7 protein-coding genes (1 of these 7 only partly in view) are annotated in these 18,627 nt (G+C 62.5%); 5 read left to right on the top strand and 2 right to left on the bottom strand.

The window, feature by feature from the left end; translation table 11 throughout:
- Positions 1-79 precede the first annotated feature (79 nt).
- The 5 genes from pvdM (at position 80) to BK665_RS28630 (ending at position 7,991) form a co-directional block, all read left to right on the top strand.
- A complete protein-coding gene (pvdM, locus tag BK665_RS28650; protein WP_123409888.1) occupies positions 80-1,450 on the top strand; it encodes a pyoverdine-tailoring dipeptidase-like protein PvdM in 1,371 nt (456 codons plus the stop codon).
- A complete protein-coding gene (pvdN, locus tag BK665_RS28645) occupies positions 1,447-2,727 on the top strand; it encodes a pyoverdine-tailoring periplasmic protein PvdN (protein ID WP_123409887.1) in 1,281 nt (426 codons plus the stop codon). Before pvdM ends, pvdN begins: the two co-directional genes overlap by 4 nt.
- Before the next feature lie 19 nt (positions 2,728-2,746).
- Positions 2,747-3,634 carry a dihydropyoverdine dehydrogenase gene (pvdO, locus tag BK665_RS28640; RefSeq protein ID WP_123409886.1) on the top strand — a complete coding sequence of 296 codons (888 nt, stop codon included), beginning with the start codon at positions 2,747-2,749 and terminating at the stop codon, positions 3,632-3,634.
- Positions 3,635-3,761: 127 nt separating this feature from the next.
- The gene (locus tag BK665_RS28635) at positions 3,762-5,411 is read left to right on the top strand and encodes a cyclic peptide export ABC transporter (protein ID WP_123409885.1); all 1,650 of its coding nucleotides are present in this window, start codon (positions 3,762-3,764) and stop codon (positions 5,409-5,411) included.
- A gap of 117 nt (positions 5,412-5,528) precedes the next feature.
- Positions 5,529-7,991 carry a TonB-dependent siderophore receptor gene (locus BK665_RS28630; protein WP_123409884.1) on the top strand — a complete coding sequence of 821 codons (2,463 nt, stop codon included), beginning with the start codon at positions 5,529-5,531 and terminating at the stop codon, positions 7,989-7,991.
- 347 nt (positions 7,992-8,338) lie between these two features.
- Here the strand turns inward: BK665_RS28630 and BK665_RS28625 are convergent, their stop codons facing one another.
- Positions 8,339-9,289, bottom strand: a complete 951-nt coding sequence (locus BK665_RS28625; protein ID WP_123409883.1) for an alpha/beta hydrolase — start codon at positions 9,287-9,289, stop codon at positions 8,339-8,341.
- A gap of 49 nt (positions 9,290-9,338) precedes the next feature.
- A protein-coding gene (locus tag BK665_RS28620; protein WP_123409882.1) for a non-ribosomal peptide synthase/polyketide synthase crosses the window boundary here: on the bottom strand, positions 9,339-18,627 show its 3' portion. It continues 5,747 nt past the right edge of the window; 9,289 of the gene's 15,036 nt are visible here — the last part of the coding sequence; its start codon lies beyond the right edge, outside the window — the gene reads right to left on this strand; the stop codon is at positions 9,339-9,341.

The raw sequence follows: 18,627 nt of genomic DNA, 5'->3' as shown, positions 1-18,627 counted from the left end.
CCCAGTCGATCACTCGTTCTTCCCAGATAGCAAAGGCCCCTGCGCCCGCACCGGGGCGGCGAACCTGACTGAGATGGCAATGACAAAACCACGTTCAAAAAAGGCTCTTTACATCGGCCTGCCGCTGGCCCTGGCGATCAGCGCCGGTGCAGGTTTTGCGGTTTGGGATCACTGGTTCAGGGACAACCCCGGCTACCCGCTCAAAGTCATCCAGCAGGCCGATGAGCTGCACGAACACATGCTTTCGTTCGACAGCCACATCACCGTGCCCCAGGACTTTGGCACCGTCGGCAACGAAATCGACAAGGACGGCACCGGCCAGTTCGACCTGGTCAAAGCCAATCGCGGACGCCTGTCTGGCGCGGCGCTGACGATTTTCGGCTGGCCGGAATTGTGGAACGGCCCCAACGCGCCGCACAAACCCACTGCCGGTTTTGTCGCCGAAGCGCGCAACCAGCAGGAGATCCGTTACAAGATCATTTCCGGCATGGTTCGCGACTTCCCCAATCAGGTCGCCATCGCCTACACCCCCGCCGACTTCCGGCGCCTGCACGGCGAAGGCAAGTTCGCGATTTTCATGAGCATGCTCAACGCCTATCCCCTGGGCCATGACCTGAACCTGCTGGACCTGTGGGCCGCCCGGGGCATGCGCATGTTCGGCTTCAGTTATGTCGGCAACAACGACTGGGCCGACTCCTCGCGCCCGCTGCCGTTCTTCAATGATTCACCGGACGCCCTCGACGGTTTGTCGGACATCGGCAAGCAAGCGGTGCAGCGCCTGAATGATTTGGGCGTGATCATCGACGTGTCGCAGATGTCGACCAAGGCCCTGGAGCAAGTCGCGCAATTGAGCCGTGCGCCGTTGGTGGCCTCACACTCGGCACCTCGCGCCATGGTCGATATCCCGCGCAACCTCAGCGACAAGGAGTTGCAGCTGATCAAGAACAGCAGCGGCGTGGTGCAAATCGTCGGTTTCTCCCAATACCTGCGCCCGCTGACCCAAGGCACCCAGGACAAACTCAACGCCCTGCGCGCCCGTTTCGACCTGCCGCCACTGCCGAACCTCGCCTACGCCCTGATGCCGGGTGACCCGATCATCGCCGCATGGTCCGAGCAGAAGTTCGGCGAGTACGCCAGCCAGCTCTACGCGATCCTCGACGAAGAACCCAAGGCCAGCCTCAAGGATTTGGGCGACGCCATCGATTACACGGTGCGCAAGATCGGCATCGACCACGTCGGCATCAGCTCCGACTTCAACGAAGGCGGCGGGGTCAAAGGCTGGGAAAACGTTGGCGAAATCCGCAACGTCACCGCCGAGTTGTTGTCTCGCGGTTACTCCGAAGCGGACATCGCCAAGCTGTGGGGTGGCAATTTCCTGCGGGTCTGGGATCAAGTGGAAAAACTGTCCAAACCCGCGCTGATTTCTGCCCGGGAAGCCGCCAAGCCATGAGCAATCGTCGAGACTTTCTCAAGCAGGCCGGGATTCTCGCCGCTGCCCTGCCCCTGGGCGCGGGCCTGAACAATGTCGCCAGCGCCGCCACGACTGCACCGCAACCCAAGGGCAAATGGGCGCAGTTGCAGCCGTTGTTCAATCAAGACCCGGACTACTTGCACTTCTCCAATTTCCTGATCACCACCCACCCCAAACCGGTGCGTGACGCCATCGAAATGCACCGCGCCGCATTGGACAAGAATCCGGGGCTGGCGATGGATTGGGACCTGGGCGTGATCGAGCAGCGGGAAGAAAACGTGCGGGTCTGGGCCGGCAAATACCTGCAAGCCGACCCCAGGCAAATCGCCCTGACCGGTAGCACCACCGAAGGCCTGGCGATGATCTACGGCGGCGTGCACGTGCGCCCGGACCAGGAAATCCTCACCACCGAACACGAGCACTACGCGACCCACACCATCCTCGAATTGCGCACGCAACGGGACGGCACCAAGGTGCGCAAGATCCGGCTGTTCAAGGATCCGCAGACGGTCACCAAGGAAGAAATCCTCGCCTCCATCGACCGCAGCATCAAACCCGAAACCCGGGTACTCGGCATGACGTGGGTGCACTCCAGCAGCGGCGTGAAAACCCCGATCAGCGAGATCGGCGCGTTGGTGGACAAGCACAACCGCAACCGCAGCGACGCGGACCGGATCATCTATCTGGTGGACGGCGTCCACGGTTTTGGCGTCGACGACCTGAGCTTCCCGGCCATGAACTGCGACTTCTTTATTGCCGGCACCCACAAATGGATGTTCGGCCCCCGGGGCACCGGCATCGTGTGCAGCCGCAGCACCGAGGTCAAATACGTCACGCCGATCATCCCGACCTTCTCCGAGGCCGAGCATTTTTCCACCACCATGACCCCGGGTGGTTATCACGCATTCGAGCATCGCTGGGCGCTGGATGAAGCCTTCAAGTTGCACCTGCAACTGGGCAAGGCCGAAGTCCAGGCGCGCATCCATGAGCTGAACAGCTACCTGAAAAAACGCCTGCAACAACGTCCGCAGGTGGAATTGGTCACGCCGTTGAGTCCGGAACTGTCGGCCGGTTTTACCTTCTTCCGGGTCAAGGGCAAGGACAGCGACAAGATCGCCGCCTACCTGATGAAAAACCGCGTGGTCGCCGATGCCGTCGAGCGTGACGTCGGGCCGGTGATCCGCACCGCGCCGGGCCTGCTCAACACCGAGGCGCAAATCGACCAATTGCTGGCCGTGCTCGACAAAACCCTTTGAACCTGTATCGAGATCAATGATGAACAGTGACCTGCGAAGTTTTTCCTTGAAGGCGCTCCCGGCCCTGCTGCTGGCCGCCCTGGCCGTCAGCCTCGCGCCGGGCATCGCCCAGGCCAGCGAACCGGCAAAACCGGGCAAGGTGTTCAAGGACTGCAAGGACTGCCCGGAAATGGTCGTGCTGCCCACCGGCACCTTCACCATGGGCACCCCGGAGGATGAAGTCGGCCGCGAGCCCGACGAAGGACCGATGCACCCGGTGACCTTCGCCAAGCCCCTGGCGATCAGCCGCTTCCAGGTGTTGAAGGGTGAATGGGACGCCTATATCCGCGACACCGGCTACGTCATGCCCGACGGCGACGACCGCCCGGGCCGCGAATGCAAGGCCGGCATCCCGCGCTACGAGTACACCAACAAGCATCCGGCGGTGTGCATGGACTTCGCCGAGGTCAACGCCTACGTGGCGTGGCTGTCGAAGAAAACCGGCCAGCAGTATCGACTGGTCAGCGAGTCCCTGCGCGAATACGCCGCTCGCGGCGGCACCAGCGGCCCGTTCCCCTTCCCCTTCGATGAGGGCAAGGAATACAGCATCGCCAAACACGCCAATACCTACGGCGCGGCCGATGGCTACAACTTCACCGCCCCGGCCGGCAGCTTTCCGCCCAATGCGTTTGGCGTGTACGACATGCACGGCAACGTCTACGAATGGACCGCCGATTGCTACAACGAAGACTACGTTGGCGCGCCAAGCGATGGCAGCGCCTGGCTGACCGGCAAGTGCCAGTTCAAGCGCATTCGCGGCAATGACTGGGGCGAAGCGCCGGTGTTCTCCCGCTCCGGCAACCGCAACGCCTTGGTGCCCGGTGATCGTGGCGACTGGATCGGCTTCCGCGTCGCCCGGGACCTGTAAGCCCCGCTAAATTAGCCATCCCGCCAGTCGTTCTATAGGTGTGCGCGTCCGTCAGCGGCGCGCCACCGCCCTCTATGTCCTTCAGCGATGCCCGGCCGTCGCCACTCTTTTCAAGCAGGGAACCTCCATGAGCAAACCAACACGCGGGGTGATCAATGAATTGTTCACCCTGCTCAAACCCTTTCGGCTGATCGTCGCCGGCTCCATCCTGCTCGGCATGGTCGGCGGTCTGAGCGTCACCGCGTTGCTGGCGACCATCAATAATGTGCTGCACTCCGAGGGCGGCCTGACCAACACCGTGGTCGGCGCGTTCGCCGGGCTGTGCCTGCTGGCATTGATCAGCTCGATTTTTTCCGACATCGGCACCAACTACGTCGGCCAGCACATCATCGCCAAGCTGCGTAAAGAGCTGGGCGAGAAAGTGCTGTCGGCGCCCATCGAGCAGATCGAACGCTACCGCAGCCATCGCCTGATCCCGGTGCTGACCCACGACGTCGACACCATCAGCGACTTCGCCTTCGCCTTCGCGCCCCTGGCGATTTCCCTGACCGTGACCCTCGGTTGCATGGGTTACCTGGCGATGTTGTCGTGGCCGATGTTCCTGATGATGGTCGTGGCCATCGTGATCGGCACGGTCATCCAGTACATCGCCCGTGGGCGCGGCATGATGGGTTTCATGAAGGCCCGGGATTACGAAGACGAGCTGCAAAAGCACTACAACGCCGTGGCCGAAGGCGCCAAGGAACTGCGCATCCACCGTCCGCGCCGGCATCGCATGTTCGTCTCGGGCATCGAGGCCACGGCGGACAAGATCTGCGACACCCAAGTGCGTTCGGTGAATATTTTCGTGGTGGCCAAGACCCTCGGCTCGATGCTGTTCTTCGTGGTGATCGGCCTCGCCCTGGCCTTGCAATCGCTGTGGCCGAGCGCGGACAAAGCGGTGATGAGCGGCTTCGTGCTGGTGTTGCTGTACATGAAAGGCCCGCTGGAGCACTTGATCGGCACCTTGCCGATTGTCAGCCGTGCGCAGATCGCGTTCCGCCGCATCGCCGATTTGTCCGAACAGTTTTCTTCGCCGGAGCCGCACCTGCTGCTCAGCGATCAGGGCCACAAAAGCACCGTGGTGCACAGCCTGGAACTGAACGAGGTGTCCTATAGCTTCCCGGCCACCGAAGGCAGCGCGCCGTTCCGCCTCGGGCCGGTGAACCTGAAGATCGATCAGGGCGACATTATTTTCATCGTCGGCGAAAACGGTTGTGGCAAGACCACGCTGATCAAATTGCTGCTCGGTCTGTACGCGCCGCAGCACGGCGAAATCCGCCTCAACGATCAAGTGGTCACCGCCGTGACCCGGGACGATTACCGCCAGTTGTTCACCACGATCTTCGCCGACTACTACCTGTTCGACGATGTGGTGCAGGGCGACACGCATATCCCGGAAGACGCCAACAAATACCTGCAACGCCTGGAGATCGCGCACAAGGTCAGCGTGCGCGACGGTTCGTTCACCACCACCGACCTGTCCACCGGCCAGCGCAAGCGTCTGGCGCTGGTCAATGCGTGGCTGGAGGAACGTCCGGTGCTGGTGTTCGATGAGTGGGCCGCCGACCAGGACCCGACCTTCCGGCGCATTTTCTACACCGAATTGCTGCCGGACCTGAAACGTCTGGGCAAGACCATCATCGTCATTTCCCACGACGATCGTTACTTCGATGTGGCCGATCAACTGGTGCGCATGGACGCCGGCAAAGTGGTCACCGAACTTCAAACCGCTTGATTGTGAAAATTTCGTAAAAAAAAGACGTGGAGTCTTTCCGGTTTCCGGAGGGCTCAACGTCTCACTAACAGTTAATAGAAATAGTTCTCAGTCAACACTTTGAAGAGTAGAAGAATAATGCCCGCACCGCACGGACTCCACCCGCTCGCCAAGGCTCTGCTGATCCGCCATTCACTGCGCCCGACCCTGCCGGCCCTTTGCGCCCTGGCCCTGACGTTGCCGATGATCGGCCAGGCCCAGGCCCAGACCGCCGCGATCAATATTCCAGCGCAATCGCTGGGCAGCGCCCTGCAGGAATTCGGTCGCCAGACCAACCTGCAAGTGCTCTACAGCCCGGATGAAGTCAGCGGCTTGCACAGCACGGCGGTCAACGGCAACCTGGAACCGGCCGCCGCCATGGCCCAGTTGCTCCAGGGCACCGGCATCGCCTACTCGGTGGATGGCAACAGCGTAGCCCTGCGTGCGCGCAGCAGCGGTGGCAACACCCTGGACCTGGCGCCGACCAGCATTTCCGCGACCCAGGAATCGGCCTATGGCCCGGTGGACGGGATCGTGGCCAAGCGCAGCGGCACCGGCACCAAAACCGATACCCCGTTGAATGAAATCCCCCAGACCGTCAACGTCATCACCGCCGATGAAGTGAAGATGCGCGGCGCGCAATCGGTCTCCGAGGCCCTGCGCTACACCGCCGGCATGACCGGTGGCGGCTTCTCCGACCGGGTCAAGATGTTCGACGAGCCGACCTCCCGTGGCTTCTCCCCGACCCCGCTGTACCTCGACGGCCTGCACCTGCCTTATGGCGGCGGCAGCACCGGCGGTTCGCTGCAGATCGACCCGTACACCCTGGAGCGCATCGAAGTGCTCAAAGGCCCGGCGTCGGTGCTGTACGGCCAGAACCAGCCTGGCGGTATCGTCAACATGGTCGGCAAGCGTCCGACCGCCACCCCGCTGCACGAAATCGTGCTCGGCGGCGGCAGCTATGATCGCAAGTACGGCGCCTTCGACCTCGGCGGCCCGATCGATGATCAAGGTGAATTCCTCTATCGCCTGACCGGCCTGGTCAACGACAGCAATTCGGAAATCGACTACGCCGACCAGAACCGCATGCTGCTGGCGCCAAGCCTGACCTGGCTGCCGAACGACCGCACCAGCGTCACCGTGTTCGCCCAGTATCAAAAGGACCGCGATACCCCGGAAGCACAAGGCCTGCCGGCTGAAGGCACCGTGTACAAAGGCCCGAACGGCCGGATCAGCCGCAAGCTGTTCATCGGCGAACCGGGCCTGAACAAGTACGATCGCGAGCAGTTCGTGACCGGCTACGACGTGTCCTACGAACTCAACGACGTCTGGACCTTCAAGCAACGCGGCAGCTACGCCTACCTCGACGACCAATACGTCGCGCCACTGCACGGCTATTCGTTCCCGACCAACCCGGTCACCGGGCGGGATGACAACAGCTACCAGAGCCGCTTCGGCGTGGACTGGTCGCAGACCAACAAGGTCTACGGCATCGATAGCACCGCCCAGGCCAAGTTCAAGACCGGTGAGCTGGACCACACCGTGCTGCTGGGCGTGGATTACTACCACTTCAACACCAAGTTCCTTGGCCTGTATGACCGCCAGGGGCCGGGCATCGACCTGTACCACCCGGTCTACGGCAGTGAGTTCAACTTCACCCAACCGTATCGCTGGGACAACACCATCAAGCAGACCGGCCTGTACGCACAGGATCAGTTGCGCTGGAACCAGTGGTTCCTGACCCTGGGCGGTCGTTATGACTTCGCCGAGACCGATAACAAAGAGCCGCTGGCTGGGACTCACTCCAACATCAAAGATGAAAAATTCACCGGCCGCGCGGGCCTGGGCTACGAATTTGAAAACGGTCTGACGCCTTACGTCAGCTACTCCGAATCGTTCCTGCCGCAGACCGGCGTCGACATGAATTCCAAGCCGTTCAAACCGACCACCGGCAAGCAGTATGAAGTGGGCGTCAAATATGAACCGACGTTCGTCGACGGCTTCATTCAGTTGTCGGCGTACCAGATCGACCAGGACAACATGCTGACCAACGACCTCCAAAACCCCGGCTTCAGCAGCCAGAGCGGTTCGGTGCGGTCTCGCGGTGTGGAACTGGAAGGCAAGGTCAACGTCACCCAGAACCTGCGCGTATTGGCCGCGGTCTCGCGTAACCAGAACAAATGGCGCAGCGTGAACGACGGTCGCGAAGGCCGCACCCTGGCCATGAGCCCGCCGCTGACCGCTTCGACCTGGGTCAACTACGACTTCGACACTTCCACCGTGTTGAGTGGTTTGGGCGCGGGCATCGGCTTGCGTTATGTGCGCAGCAGCTACGGTTCGGACTACGAGGAAGATTCCTTCCAGATTCCGTCCTACACCGTGTACGACGCGATGGTCTCCTACGACCTGCAAAAATCGCCGCTGCACATCAAAGGCACCAAATTGAAACTGAACCTGGAAAACCTCCAGGACAAGAAATACGTCGCCAGTTGCAACAGCACCCTGGACTGCTACTACGGCGAAGGCCGTACCGTGACAGCGGATGTGACCTACAACTGGTAACAGGCTCCACGCTACCCAGAACGCCGGCGGATGCCGGCGTTTTGCGTTTCCAGCCCCACCAAACCTCTGTAGGAGCGAGGCTTGCCCGCGAAAGCAGTCTGCCAGTCGATATTGATGGTGACTGACACACCGTCTTCGCGGGCAAGCCTCGCTCCTACAGGGATCTAAAGTCAGCAGAAAACCCTGTGGGAGCGGGCTTGCTCGCGAAAGCAGTCTGCCAGTCGATATTGATGGTGACTGACACACCGTCTTCGCGGGCAAGCCTCGCTCCTACAGGGATTTAGGGTGTTTGATGGAATGCAAAACGCCGGCAAATGCCGGCGTTGGGTTGTTGCTGATGCAACCGATCACCCCGCCGCAAACACTCGCACCAATCGTTCGGCGATGTGTTGCTGCGCTTCTTCGGCTTCGTCGATGATCGCGCCCATGCGCATGAAGTCGTGGGTCATGCCCTCAAAGATTTTCAGCTCCACGTCCACCCCCGCCGCCTGCAAATGCCGGGCATAGGCCACGCCTTCGTCGTGCAGCGGGTCGCATTCGGCGAGGATCAGCAGCACCGGGGCCATGTGCGCCGGGACTTCGGCCAGCAACGGTGAGAAGCGCGGGTCCAGACGATCGCTGACGTCACGCTGATAGTGCTCGTAGAACCAATGCAGGGAATCCTTCTCCAGCAAATGCCCCACCCCATAACGCTCGATGGATGGCGTGCTTTGGCTGGCATCGGTCACCGGGTAGATCAACACCTGCAACAACGGTAGCACCGACTGCTGTGCCGCCAGCACCGTGGCCAAACTGCCGCCCACGCTGTCGCCACCCACCGCCAGACGCCAAGCATCGATGCCTAATTCATCGGCATTTGCCACCAACCAGTTCCACGCATCCAGCGCATCATCGGCCGCCGTCGGAAAACGAAACTCCGGTGCGAGCCGATAGGCCACCGACAACACCACGCAATCGGCCATGACCGCCAACGCACGGCACAGCGAGTCATGGGAATCGAGGCTGCCGACCACATAACCGCCGCCATGGAAATACAACAGCGCCGGACGCTTGGCGCCCTTTTCCAATGAGTGGTTACTGTAGATCCGTGCGTTCAGGCGCGTGCCGTCGCGCACCGGCACTTGCAGTTCGTCGACCACTTCCAGTGCTTCACCGCCCGCGTCCATCAACAGCGACGACTGATCGAACTGTTCGCGGGCCTGTTCGGGGCTTAGCTCATGCATGCCCACGCGTTTGCCGCTGGCCCGGCCGTTGCCGACCAGTTCCAGGAATGCGGCGATATCAGGGTTCAACGACATTACCAATTCTCCAAACCGGCCGGGCAGCACGCCCGACCGGTTTCCAGTGTTATGACAGGGCTACTGACTCAACGATCTCGCCGAGCATTTCTTCAGCCTCGGCGAGGAAAGTTTCATCCCGTGGAATCTGGAAGTGTCCGCAATCGATCCATTCCCCGGCCAGCGCCGGTTGGCCCAGTTGCCCGGCCAGTTCGACGGCTTCGTCTTCACGGCCCAGGGTCCACCAGCAGCTCGGTTCAACCTGCAGCGCCGTGCAGCGATCCAGCTTCAGGGACAACCGCTTGAGGCGCCGGGCGACGCCGAACACATGGGCCAACTCATCGGCGCCCAGTGCCGCGTAAGTCGAAGCCGCTGCGGTCATCGCCGTAGTCAGCACCGCCCGTATGTTTTGCGCTGTCTCTTCACCCTCGATCACCAGCCCTTGTGCGGCATCGCCCAACGTCACCCGCAGGAAGTCCCGCAGGTCGGCTTGCCAGTCATCCACCGCGCCGGCATTGATCGCCGCCGACGGCACGAAGCTGTCCACCAACCCGACAAATTCCACCCTCTGCCCTTCCCGCTCCAGTTGCGCCGCCATCAGCATCGCCAACGTGCCGCCCAACGACCAGCCCAACAGGTGATACGGCCCCTGCGGCTGTTTCTCGCGGATCTGCGCCACGTAAGCACTGGCCATGCTTTCCAACGAAACATCGTTCCAGGCCGGATCGAGCAGCATCCGGCACTGGATCGCCAGCACCTGGCGTTGACCGCTCAAACCCCGGGCCAATGGCTCGTAGTCGAACACCGTGCCGAAACCGGCATGGATGCAGAACAGCGGCGCGACACCTTTGACCTCGGCGTTCATCGCCAACAACCCGGAGGTTTTCTCGGCGCTGCCCTGGGTGCTGGCCACCAGTTCGGCGATGGTCGGTTTCTGCATCAGGTCGCGCAGTTTCAAGCTCAGGCCCTGGGCCTTCAGCGGTCGGCTGCGGGCGATCACTTGCAGGCTGAGAATCGAATCGCCACCCAGTTCGAAGAAGTTATCGGTCAGCCCCACGCGCTCGATTTTCAGTACGTCCTGCCAGATTTTCGCCAGGGCTTTTTCCAGTTCGGTGCTCGGCGCCACGTGTTCCTGACGCTGATCCGCCTCGGGGCTCGGCAAGGCCTTGCGGTCGAGTTTGCCGTTCGGGGTCAGCGGCATGCGCTCCAGCAACACCAGGTGCGTCGGCACCATGTAGTCCGGCAGGCTGGCTTTGAGCTGTTCGCGCAATTGCTCGCACAAACCGCTCGCCGGAGCCTCGGCGTTGGCCAGCACGTAGCCGACCAATTGCTTGCCGCTGACACCTTCGCGGGCCACCACCGCAGCGTCGCGCACCCCCGGTTGCTGCTTGAGCCGCGCTTCGATTTCACCCAGTTCGATGCGGAAACCGCGAATCTTCACTTGATGGTCGATGCGTCCCAGGTAGTCGATGGTGCCGTCCTCGCGCTGGCGAACCAGGTCGCCGGTGCGGTACAGACGACTGCCATCGGCGCTGAACGGGTTGGCGACGAAGCGTTCGGCGGTGCCGCCCGAACGGCCCAGATAACCCCGGGCCAACGCGCCGCCCAGGTACAGTTCCCCGGCGATACCGGCCGGCAACGGGTTGAGGTCGCTGTCCAGCACATAACCGCTGCGCTCACCGACCACGGTGCCAATCGGTGCGTACGCCGCGCCGCATTCATCCTCGACGCCCGCCTTCCAGATCAGTGGCGTGACCACGGTTTCGGTCGGGCCGTAGCCGTTGATGATGTGTTGCGGTTTGAGCGCACGCTTGGCCAGTTCGAAACTCGCCGCCGGCACTGCATCGCCGCCGAAGCAGTAGATGCGCACCGCCGGTGGATTGCCCTGCTGCTCGGCGTGTTCGGCCAGTTGCTGCAAGTACACCGGCGGGAATGCCGCCACGGTGACGCCATGTTCGTGCAGCGCGGTGTAGGTCTGTTCGGCGGTCCACAGGCTGTCGTCGCGGATCAGCAAGCGCCCGCCGTGGGTCAGGGTGGTCAACCAGCGCTCATGGGCCCCGTCGAAGGCGAAGGACATAAAGTGCAATTCGCAGTCGGCTTCGCTCATTTCATAACGCTGACCGATGGCCTGGCAGTGCATCGCCAGCGGCCCGTGGGCCACGCCGACACCCTTCGGTTGCCCGGTGGAGCCGGAGGTGTAGATCACGTAGGCAAGGTTGCCCGGTTGTACGTCGATCTGCGGCGCGTGGCTTGGCTGCCCGTCGAGGTCCAGTTGATCCAGGGCCATGACGTGCAGGTTGTCCTGGCTCGGCAATACATCGCGCAAACTGGAATCGCTGAGCAGCAAGGCGATCCCGGAGTCACGCATCAAATAGCTCAAACGCTCACGGGGATACGTCGCGTCCAGCGGCACATAGGCACCGCCGGCCTTGAGCACCGCCAGCAGCGCGACAATCATGTTTTCGTTGCGCGGCAACGCCACGCCGACCCGCACTTCCGGGCCGACGCCTTCGGCGATCAACGCATGGGCCAGGCGATTGGCCCGGGCCTCGATCTGGCCGTAGCTGAACGATTGCCCGTTGAAGATCACGGCGGTTTTGTCGCCCAGCGGCGCAGCCCATTGCGCGATGCGCTGATGAACCGGCGCCGCAGCTTTTTGCGATTCCACGGCTGCAATCGGCAACGCCTGCCCGGTCACCAGACCAATCCGGCCCAGTGGCTGCGCCGCGTCCTCGGCCAGCGCCGCAAGCAAGCCTTCCATGTTGCTGCGGATGCCTTCCACGGTCGCCAGGTCGAAATGCTCGCGCAGGAACATGTACTCGATCACCAGGCCTTCTTCGAGGGTGACCATCAGGTCCATCGGGAAGTTGGTCAGGCCGGCGCTGTTGGTTTCGCCGAACTTCAGCGAGTCGTCGCGCCATTCGCGCAGGGCCTGGTCGATTGGGTGGTTCTCGAACACGATGATGCTGTCGAACAGCGATTGCCCGGCACGTCCGGCCCAGCGCTGCACGTCGCTCAGCGGCGTGTATTCGCGTTCGCGCATTTCCAGGTTGAAGTCCTGCAAGTCGCGCAACCAGTCACCGACCGCCTGCTCGGCACGCACGTCCTTGATCACCGGCAAGGTGTTGATGAACAGGCCGAGGATCGATTCCGACGCCGGCAGACTCGCCGGACGCCCCGCCACCGTGGCGCCGAACGCCACGCAACGCTGACCGCTGTAACGGCTGAGCAGCACCAGCCACGCACCCTGCACCAACGTGTTGAGGGTGATTTGCTGGGATTGCGCAAACGCTTTGAGTTGCTCGGTGCGGGTTTCGCCGAGGCGACTGTAAAGCGCTTCGTGACCGTGGCCCTGACCAATACGCGGCACGGCGTCCGCCAGATAGGTCGGCTCATCCAGTTGCGCCAGTTGCTCGCGCCAGAACCCTTCGCTGGCGTTGGCATCCTGTTGTTGCAGCCAGTTGATGTAGCGACGGTACGGCACCGCCTCGGGCAAGGCCTGGCCGGAATATTGGCTGAGCACTTCGCCGATCAACTGCGAACTGCTCCAGCCGTCGATCAGGATGTGGTGATAGGTCCAGATCAGCTGATAGCTGTCCTCGCCCACTTGCACCAGGGTCAGGCGTTGCAGCGGCGGACGATCCAGGTCAAAACCCTTGGCCCGTTCGCTGTCGGCCAGTTGTTGCAAGGCTTCGGGCGAATGGTCCTGCTCGCGCCAGTCGAGCAGGCTGATGGGCAGTTGCGGATCGGCGAGGACGAATTGCAGCGGCTCGGCCATGTCCTGCCAGAGGAATCCGGTGCGCAGGATGTCGTGACGCCGGCTCACCGCTTCCCATGCAGCCTTGAACCGCAGCGGTTCCAGGCCTTGCACCGGAATGCACAACTGGTTGATGTACAGGTCGCCGTCCGGCGAGTTCAAGCCGAGGAACAGCATGCCCTGCTGCATCGGTGACAAACGGTACAAACCGTCGAGCTGACCTTCGGGCAATGGCAACGCGGCCAATTGCGCGTCGTTCAAGCCATGCAGCGGCATGTCGATCAGCGTCGCCGCTGGTTGGTGTGTGCCGACCGTGGCTTGCACGCGCAGGGCCAGTTGCTGGATGGTCGGTTGCTGGAACAGGTCTTTGGGGCTCAGCTCGAGCCCCTGCTGACGGGCACGGCTGACCACCTGAATCGAGATGATCGAGTCGCCGCCCAGGGCAAAGAAGTTGTCGGTGGTGCTGATCCGCTCCAGGCCCAACACCGCTTGCCAAATATCCACCAGGGTTTTTTCGGTGGCGTTGGCCGGTTCGACGTGTTGTTGCGAAGCGGCGAATTCCAGCGCCGGCAGACGTTTGCGGTCGAGCTTGCCGTTGGGGCTGAGCGGCATCTGCGCCAGCCACACGCGGTGCGCGGGGATCATGTAGTCCGGCAGGCTGGCGCCCAACCAGGTAGTCAGGTCATCGTGCAGGGATTCGGCGGCATCGACATTAGCCGGATCCACCGGCACCAGATACGCCACCAATTGTTTGCTGCCCAATACATCTTGCGCAACAACCACCGCTTCACGCACGGCGGCATGTTCCATCAGCCGCGCTTCGATTTCCCCCAGTTCGATCCGCAGGCCACGCAGCTTGACCTGATGGTCGATGCGCCCGACGTATTCGATCACGCCGTCAGCGCGATACCGCGCCAGGTCACCGGTGCGGTACAGGCGCTGGCCATCACCGAATGGGCTGGCGACAAAACGCTCGGCGCTCAACCCGGCACGACGATGGTAACCACGGGCCAGGCCGACGCCGCCAAGGTACAACTCGCCCGCCACGCCGATGGGCAGCGGATTGAGGCCGCTGTCGAGAATGTACGTGGTCAGGTTGGCAATCGGTTGGCCAATCGGTACGCCGTCGCGACCTTCATCGCGGCAGGTCCAGTGGGTCACGTCGATGGCCGCTTCGGTCGGGCCGTACAGGTTGTACAACCCGGCGCCCGGCAGTTTGGCGAACACTTGGGTCTGCGCGTCCACCGGCAACGCTTCACCGCTGCACACGATCCGCGTCAGGCTGACGCAACTGCCCACGTTGGCATCTTGCAGGAACGCCTGGAGCATCGATGGCACGAAGTGCAGCGTGCTGACCTGTTGCCGGTTGATCAACGCGATCAGCTTCGCCGGATCACGGTGGTCCCCCGGGGCGGCCACCACCAGACGCGCGCCGGTCATCAGCGGCCAGAAAAACTCCCAGACCGAGACGTCGAAACTGAATGGCGTCTTCTGCAACACGGTGTCGCCAGCGCCCAAACCATAAGCCTGCTGCATCCACATCAAACGGTTGGTCAGCGCTTTGTGCGAGTTACCCGCACCCTTCGGCATGCCAGTCGAGCCGGAGGTGTAGATCACGTAAGCGAGGTTGCTCGCCTCGTAACTGACCTGCGGATCGCTGCTCGGGAACGCGGCAAAATCGGCGCCGGACGCCTCCAGGCACAGGGTCTGCACGCCATCGGGAATCGGCAGGCTGGCCAGCAGATGCGGCTGGGTCAGCAACTGATCGATGCCGCTGTCGGCCATCATGTAGCTCAAACGCTCACGCGGGTATTCCGGGTCCAGCGGCACGTAGGCGCCGCCAGCCTTGAGGATCGCCAGCAGGCCGACGACCATTTCCAGGCTGCGCTCAACCGCGATGCCCACCAGCACATCCGGGCCGACACCGCGTGCAATCAAGGCATGGGCCAACTGATTGGCGCGAGCGTTGAGTTGGTCGTAACTCAGCGATTGCTCGCCGAACACCAGCGCCGCAGCCTCTGGTGTACGTCGGGCCTGGGCTTCGATCAGGGTGTGCACGCCCTGCTCCAGCGGGTAGGCAACCCCGGTGGCATTCCACTGCTCGACCATCAGTTGCTGCTCAGCACTGCCCAGCAGGTTCAGCGAACCGAGGGTCGCTTCGCCGCACTGGACCATTTGCTGCAACAAGGTGTCGAGGTGTTGGCTCAACTGCACGATCACCGAATCGGCGAACTGAGCGCGCTGGTAGCTGTAATGCAGCGACAGTTCATCGCTGACGTTCACCGCCAGGGTCAGCGGGTAGTTGGTCTGTTCGTGGTTGTTGACGTTGCCAAAGCGCAAATCCGACGGGGCGCCCTGCTCCAGGGCCTCGGACACTGGGTAGTTCTCGAACACCAGGATGTTGTCGAACAGCGCTTCGCCGCTTTGGCCGGCCCAGCGCTGGATGTCGAACAACGGCGTGTGTTCATGCTCGCGCAAGGTGATGTTCTGCGCCTGCACGCTCTGCAACCACTGGCCCACGGTGTGTTCCGAACGGGGGCTGGCGATCACTGGCAGGGTGTTGATGAACAGGCCGATTTGCTGCTCGACGCCTTTAAGCTCGCTCGGACGACCGGACACGGTCGCGCCGAACGCCACGCTGTCCTGGCCGGTCAGGCGCTGCAACAGCAACAACCACGCAGCCTGGATCAGGGTGTTGAGGGTGACTTTCTGCTGACGGGCGAACTCGCCCAGTTCCCGGGTCTGCGCGGCGCTGAGGAAGCAATAACGCTCGCCATGACCCTCGAGTTGTTCTTCGACGGACTGGCGCTGAATCGCCTGGGCCAGACGCGTCGGTTCCTGAAGATTGGCCAACTGGCCTTTCCAGTAATGCTCGCTGACTGCCACGTCCTGGCGTTGCAGCCAGTCGATGTAGTCGCGATAACGCCCGGCCAGGGCCGGCATCGGCTCGCCGCTGTAGCGTTGCAACACTTCGCCGAGCAACTGCGAGTTACTCCAGCCGTCCATCAGGATGTGGTGGTTGGTGTAAATCAAATGGCAGCGCTGGTCATCGAGGCGCACCACGACCATGCGCAGCAGCGGCCCTTGGGCCAGGTCGAAACCTTGCACCTGTTCAGCGGCGGCCAGTGCATCCAGCGCCGTTTGCGCATCGCTACGGTCACGCCAATCGAGCACGCTGAACGGCATGTCCAGTTGCTTGTGCACCACTTGCACCGGTCGCGCCACCTGCCCTTGCCAGACAAAACTGGTGCGCAGGATGTCGTGGCTGTCCACCGCCGCTTGCCAGGCGTGCTGGAAGCGCTGCGGGTCGAGGCCTTCGACATCGAGGCGGACCTGGTTGATGTAGTCGCCGCTCGATTGCTCGTAGAGGCTATGGAACAACATGCCTTGCTGCATCGCCGACAGCGGATAAACATCGGCAATCTGCTGCGCGGCCACCGGCAGGCTGTCGAGTTGCGCCTGGCTCAGGCCGGCCAGCGGGAAGTCCGAAGGTGTCAGGCCCTGCACACCCGGGGTCACGCAATGGGCGATCAACGCGGCCAGTTCCGTGGCGTAGTTTTCGGCCAGACGCTCAATGGTCGAGGTGTCGAAGCGTTCGCTGCTGAAGCTCCAGCCGACACTCAGCTCACCGCCATACACCTGACCATTGAGGGTCAGCCAGTTGCCCATCGGTGTGTCGAGGCTCTGCTCCAGCCCGGCGTTTTCCTGGGCCGGGATGAACAGCGCGCCGTCATCGCCTTCGAAACTGCCGTCGAACTGGCCGAGGTAGTTGAAGGTGATCCGTGGACTCGGCAGTGCGCGCAGGGTTTGCTGCGCCTGGGCATCGCCGAGGTGACGCAAGGCGCCGAAACCGATGCCCTTGTGCGGGATCGAGCGCAGTTGTTCCTTGATCTGTTTGATCGAATCGCCCGCCGTGTCGGACGGGGTCAAGCGCACCGGGAACAGGCTGGTAAACCAACCCACGGTGCGGGTCAGGTCAACACCGTCGAACAGCTCTTCGCGGCCATGGCCTTCGAGCTGGATCAGCGTCGAGGCCTGGCCGGTCCAGCGCCCGATCACCCGCGCCAACGCGGTCAACAACAGGTCGTTGACCTGGGTGCGGTAGGCCGCCGGAGCTTCTTGCAGCAGTTGCCGGGTCAGCTCCTGATTCAGGCGCGTCTGCACGTTCACCACCAGGCGATTCTGCTGGCCAGCGTCGAGACGCTTGCACGGCAGCTCGGTGCTGACATCGCTCAAGCAGGCTTGCCAGTAGGCCAGTTCCTGCTGTAACGCCGGGCTGTTGGCGTAGCGCTGCAAGTGTTCGCTCCAGTCCTTGAAGGCACTGGTTTTGGCCGGCAGGTTCAGGGTTTGGCCGTCGAGCGCTTGCTGGTAAGCGTTTTGTAAATCTTCCAGCAGAATCCGCCACGACACACCGTCCACCGCCAGGTGATGGATCACCAGCAACAGACGCTGACTGCCATCGGCCAACGTCGCCAACACCGCACGCAGCAATGGACCCTGTTGCAGGTCGAGACTGCGCTGGGCGCGGTTGCCCAAGGCTTCGAGGGCAGCGGCATCGGCCACCGATTCCTGCCACAGCAACGGCTGCTGCTGTTCAATCGACTGATGCTCCGCCACCCAGCCATCGTTGTGCTGGGTGAAGCTCAGGCGCAAGGCATCGTGGTGCGCCACCAATGCCTGCAAAACTTGCTCGACTTTCTCCGCATCCAGCGCCAGCCGTGGCTTGAGCAGCACCGACTGGTTCCAGTGATGCCGCTCAGGGATTTCATCGTCGAAGAACTGCTGCTGGATCGGCAGCAGCAACGCCGCGCCGCTCACCGCGTGTTGATCGATGCCGGATTCGCTTTCACCCACCTGCGCCACCAGTGCCAGACGTTGCACGGTCTGGTGCTGGAACAGGTCTTTGGGGCTCAGGCGAATCCCCAGTTGCCGGGCGCGGCTGACCACCTGGATCGAGATGATCGAGTCGCCGCCGAGTTCGAAGAAGTTATCGTTGAGGCCCACTTGCGGCAGCTTCAGCACGTCTTGCCAAATGGCGGCGATGCGCTGCTCCAGCTCGCTTTGTGGCGCCTGATACGCCTGCTGCGCCTGACTCGCGTCCGGCGATGGCAAGGCGTTGCGGTTGAGCTTGCCGTTGGCGGTCAGCGGCAGTTGCGCCAGCAGCAACAGGTGCGCCGGGATCATGTGGTCCGGCAGGTTTTCCTTGAGCGTGGCACGCACGCGGTCGCGCCACAGCCCTTGTTCGGTCGGGCTGGCCTCCAGCAGTGCGGCATCGCTTGGGACCAGGTACGCGACCAGTTGCTGACCGCTGAGACCGGGCTGCGCCAGAACAACTGCCTGACGGATGACGTCCTGTTCCAGCAATTGCGCTTCGATTTCGCCGAGTTCGATGCGGAAGCCGCGAATCTTCACCTGATGGTCGATGCGCCCGACGTACTCGATGACGCCGTCTGCGCGACACCGCGCCAGGTCGCCGGTGCGGTACAAGCGGCCGCCGTCAGCGGCGAAGGGATCGGGGATAAAGCGCAGGCAGGTCAGGTCGGCACGGTTCAGGTAACCCCGGGCAAGGCCGGCGCGACCGATGTACAGCTCGCCGATGCAA

The organism is Pseudomonas frederiksbergensis (assembly GCF_003732665.1).
In the GTDB taxonomy this organism is placed as follows: Bacteria; Pseudomonadota; Gammaproteobacteria; order Pseudomonadales; family Pseudomonadaceae; genus Aquipseudomonas; species Aquipseudomonas frederiksbergensis_G.
This window is presented reverse-complemented; position numbering and strand designations above follow the sequence as displayed.